5 protein-coding genes and 1 pseudogene are annotated in these 4,117 nt (G+C 70.7%); 5 read left to right on the top strand and 1 reads right to left on the bottom strand.

Annotation, left to right across the window (positions count from 1 at the left end):
- Nucleotides 1-178: pseudogene (locus P3T39_RS37205) on the bottom strand (ubiquinol-cytochrome c reductase cytochrome b subunit); the annotation flags it as partial.
- Nucleotides 179-295: 117 nt separating this feature from the next.
- On the opposite strand from P3T39_RS37205, the gene P3T39_RS37200 reads away from it, so the two are divergent.
- From P3T39_RS37200 to P3T39_RS37180, 5 genes are all read left to right on the top strand, one after another.
- Entirely contained in the window at nt 296-1,024 is a 729-nt protein-coding gene (locus P3T39_RS37200) for a helix-turn-helix domain-containing protein (protein WP_280703757.1), read from the top strand.
- A gap of 74 nt (nt 1,025-1,098) precedes the next feature.
- The gene (locus P3T39_RS37195; protein WP_280703756.1) at nt 1,099-1,473 is read left to right on the top strand and encodes an RNA-binding S4 domain-containing protein; all 375 of its coding nucleotides are present in this window, start codon (nt 1,099-1,101) and stop codon (nt 1,471-1,473) included.
- A gap of 24 nt (nt 1,474-1,497) precedes the next feature.
- Complete coding sequence (locus P3T39_RS37190; protein ID WP_348534433.1) at nt 1,498-1,716, top strand: hypothetical protein; 219 nt, start codon at nt 1,498-1,500, stop codon at nt 1,714-1,716.
- A 34-nt stretch (nt 1,717-1,750) separates the two neighbouring features.
- Nucleotides 1,751-2,164: a YchJ family protein gene (locus tag P3T39_RS37185; protein WP_280703755.1), complete on the top strand. Its 414-nt coding sequence runs from the start codon at nt 1,751-1,753 to the stop codon at nt 2,162-2,164.
- Between the two features lie 176 nt (nt 2,165-2,340).
- Nucleotides 2,341-3,852, top strand: a complete 1,512-nt coding sequence (locus tag P3T39_RS37180; protein ID WP_280703754.1) for a M1 family metallopeptidase — start codon at nt 2,341-2,343, stop codon at nt 3,850-3,852.
- Nucleotides 3,853-4,117: the final 265 nt, after the last annotated feature.

The following is a 4,117-nucleotide window of genomic DNA, read 5'->3' as shown; positions in this document are numbered from 1 at the left end:
ACACACCCGTGAGGATGATGATGACGAAGCTGTAGAGGCAGATCTCACCGAGCATGAAGGACCAGTGGTCCGGGAAGATCTTGCGCAGGTTGGCCCTGGCGAGGGAGTAGACCCCCACACGGCCGTCCGTCCAGTCGGCGGCCCTGACGCCGCGCGAGGCCGTCCGGGTTGAAGGCATCACATACCCCTGTCGATCGAGGGAACACAGCAGCAAGAAACGGGGAGTGCCCCCCGGTTCCGAGCCGGACTCTACCGTAAGCGGGGAGCCATCCCCGCATACTGCTAGGGTCGGGATATGGCAGAGCACACCGACAGACAGGTCGGCGACCCCGGCCCCCCCGGCCGGACCCGGAAGGCAACCGGCGGGCGATCGTCGGGTGCGGGCCCGACCGGCCTGCGGCGGGACGCCCAGCGCAACCGGGAGCTGCTGCTGACCGCCGCCCGCGAGGTGTTCGCCGAGCAGGGACTCGCCGCGCCGCTCGACCTGATCGCCCGCCGGGCGGGCGTCGGCAACGCCACCCTCTACCGGCGGTTCCCGACCCGCGACGCGCTGATCGAGGAGGTGTTCGGCGAGGCACTGGCCGGCCTCGCGGAGGCGGCCGACGAGGTGCTCGCGATCGAGGACGCCTGGACCGCGCTGACCCGCTACTTCGAGCGGATCTTCGCGCTGGTCGCCGCCGACCGGGGCATCAACGACCTGGTCACCATGAGCAACCCCGACATCAAGGCGCTCGCCGACACCATCGAACGCAACACGCAGACCGTCGCCGAGCTGGTCACCCGCGCCCAGGAGCAGGGCACGCTGCGCACCGACGTCACGCCCATAGACCTGCTGGTCGTCATGGGACCGATCTGCCGCGCCGTCCCCGTCTTCGTCTCGGTCCACCCCGAGGCCTGGCGCCGCTATCTCGTCCTCGTACTCGAAGCCTTCCGCTCCGGGCCGCCGCAGCCGCTTCCCGGCCTGCCCACCGAACAGGAGCAGTTGGACCAGGTCTTCAGCGGCGTCTGGGAGATCGAGCGCTGACCCTTCCGGCGCACTCCGGAACGCGGGCCGACGCCGGGGCGGTGCGGAACGCGGGTCGCGTTAGGGTTTGAGGTATGGCTTCGGACGAGGGAACCGTACGCGTCGACAGCTGGATCTGGTCGGCCCGGCTGACCAAGACCCGCTCGCTGGCGGCAACCGCCTGCCGGGCGGGACACGTCCGCGTCAACGGCACACGCGTCAAACCGGCGCAGCTGGTGCGGCCCGGGGACGAGGTGCGGCTCCAGCACGAGGGCCGGGAGCGCATCGTGGTCGTCTCACGCGTGATCAGCAAACGGGTCGGGGCGGCCGTCGCCGCCGAGTGCTTCGTCGACAACAGCCCGCCGCCGCCCCCGCGCGAGGAGACCGCCTCGGTCGGCATCCGCGACCGGGGAGCCGGGCGGCCGACCAAGCGCGACCGGCGTGAGCTTGAGCGGCTGCGCACCTCCTGACGGCACGGCGACGGCCTCGCACTCGTGATCGGCCGGACTCGGCCTGAACCAGACGGACTGTCCTGGGCGCCGCCCGCCGAGCTCTGCGACCGCACCCTGCGCCGGCTGTTCCCCGACGCCCCGTCCCGTACCGAGCGCTGGCCCACCCTGCTCTGGTCCACCGGCCGCGCAGATCTTCCGGGTCACCCCCGCCTGACCGGCTGGCAGTGGGCCGGCGCCCCGGAGAGCGAGCGTGCTGTGTGATCGAACCGGTCCCGGGAGCAGGCAGAATGGGGGCATGTCCCGACGCAGCCCGAAGTCCTCGATCCTGTCCGCCTCGCCGTGCCCGTGTGGGCTGCCCACCACGTACGGGGAGTGCTGCGGGCGCCTGCACCGGGGCGAGGCGACGGCCGCGACGGCGGAGTTGCTGATGCGGTCGCGGTTCAGCGCGTTCGCCGTGCGGGACGAGGCGTATCTGCTGCGGAGCTGGCACCCGGACACCCGGCCGGAGCGGCTCGATCTCGACTCCCGGCTGCGGTGGGTCCGGCTGGAGATCGTGGCCACTGCGGACGGCGGCCCCTTCCACAGCGAGGGCACCGTCCGGTTCCGCGCGCACTACGCGGACGGGCGGCAAGAGGGCTCCATGGAGGAGCTGAGCCGTTTCGTGCGGGTCGACGGGGCCTGGGTCTATGTCGACGGCGTGGTGGACTGACCGTCCGTCCGGCTCGGTCGCCGTCCTGGCCGTTGGATGCGGCGCGATGGCGACCGGGCCGATCCGCATTTCCTATCATGAACATTTCATCACAGCAGGAGTGAACTCCGCTCCGACGGGAGATGGATTCTGACCTACCGTCAGATGCCCCATCACCTACCGCACCGGAGGACCCCGTGCGCAAGAGGATGATCGTGTCCGCCGTGAGCGCCACGCTGCTGCTGCTGGCGAACCCGGCCTCGGCCGCAACCCCGACCCCAGGCGCCCCAGGCGTCGGCGACCCGTACTATCCGACGTACGGCAACGGCGGCTACCGCGTGTCCCACTACGACCTGCGACTGAAGTACCAGCCGGCGACGGACGAGCTGGAGGGCACCGCAACCCTCCTCGCCACCGCCACCCAGGACCTCTCCCGCTTCAACCTCGACTTCGCCCTCAACGTCAGCGAGGTGCTGGTCAACGGGCACCCGGCGGCGTTCGCCTTCACCGGCGAGCAGGAACTGGAGATCACACCCGCCACCGCGCTCGCGAAGGGCTCGAACGCCACCGTGGTCGTGCGCTACTCGGGCGTGCCGTCCAAGGTCTCCCGGTACGGCTTCACGGCCTGGCTGCGCACGCCGGACGGCGGCGTGGCGGCCGGCGAACCGGAGGCGGCCTGGTGGTGGTTCCCGAGCAACGACCACCCGTCCGACAAGGCGACCTTCGACATCTCCGTCCTGGTGCCCGACGGCACCCAGGCGATCAGCAACGGCGTCCTCACCTCGCAGAGCTCCCGGCTCGGCTGGACCCGTTACAACTGGCGCGAGAACAAGCCGCAGGCGACGTACCTCAGCACCCTCGCGATCGGCAAGTTCGACGTCACGACCGGCACCACGACCGGCGGACTGCCCATCATCAACGCCTACAGCAAGGACCTCGGCGACAACGACGGCGCCGCGCGGGCGAGTGTGGAGCGCACCGGCGAACTGGCGGACTGGCTCAGCGGCGTCTTCGGCCCCTACCCGTTCAGCTCGATCGGCGGCTACGTCCCCAACGTCAAGACCCACTTCGCGCTGGAGACGCAGACCCGCGTCTTCTACAGCCCGGCCCAGTTCGCCAACGGTGCCAACAGCTCGCTGATCGTCCACGAGCTGGCCCACCAGTGGTACGGCGACAGTGTCTCGCTCCAGCGCTGGAGCGACATCTGGCTGAACGAGGGCTTCGCGACCTACGCGCAGTGGCTCTGGTCCGAGCACGAGGGCGAGGGCACCGCGCAGGAACTCGCCGACTACGTCTACGCCCTGCACCCCGCCGACGACCCGTTCTGGACCGTCAAGCCGGGCGACCCGGGGCCGGAGGACCAGTTCCACAACGCCGTCTACGACCGGGGCGCGGCCGCGATCCAGGCACTGCGAAACACCGTGGGCGACGAGAAGTTCTTCCAGATCCTGCGAGCCTGGCCGACCGAGCACCGCTACGGCAACGCGACGGTGGCGGACTTCCAGGCGCTCGCGGAGCGGATCTCGGGCAAGAAGCTGGGCGATCTGCTCCAGGTGTGGCTCTACACGGCCGCGAAGCCGGCCACGTCGACGAGCGCTTCCGGCAAGTCCGCGGCAGCGGCGACTGCGGGCGCCGGCGCGGTGCAGGAGCCGCGCTCGTGGAAGAAGATCCAGGCTGCCATCGGGATGCACGGGCGGGACGCGCACTGAGCGGTGAGTGAGTCATTCGGCGGCCCGGTCGGACGGCAGTCCGGCCGGGCCCCGGCGTGACGAGGTATCGTCTCGGGAACGTGCTGCGTCGAAGGACCACGGCCGCTGACTGAAAACCCCAGGTCAACCTGGCTGAAGGCAAAGTGAATTGAGGTGCAGGAAGGTATGATGCCGGGAGCCGGGAGCCGGGAGCCGGGAGCCGGGAGCCGGGAGCCGGGAGCCGGGAGCCGGGAGCCGGGAGCCGGGAGCCGGGAGCCGGGAGCCG

This window comes from Kitasatospora sp. GP82 (genome assembly GCF_029892105.1).
Classification (GTDB): Bacteria; Actinomycetota; Actinomycetes; order Streptomycetales; family Streptomycetaceae; genus Kitasatospora.
Note: the sequence above shows the minus strand (reverse complement) of the source record. Positions and strands in the feature narration are given on the sequence as shown.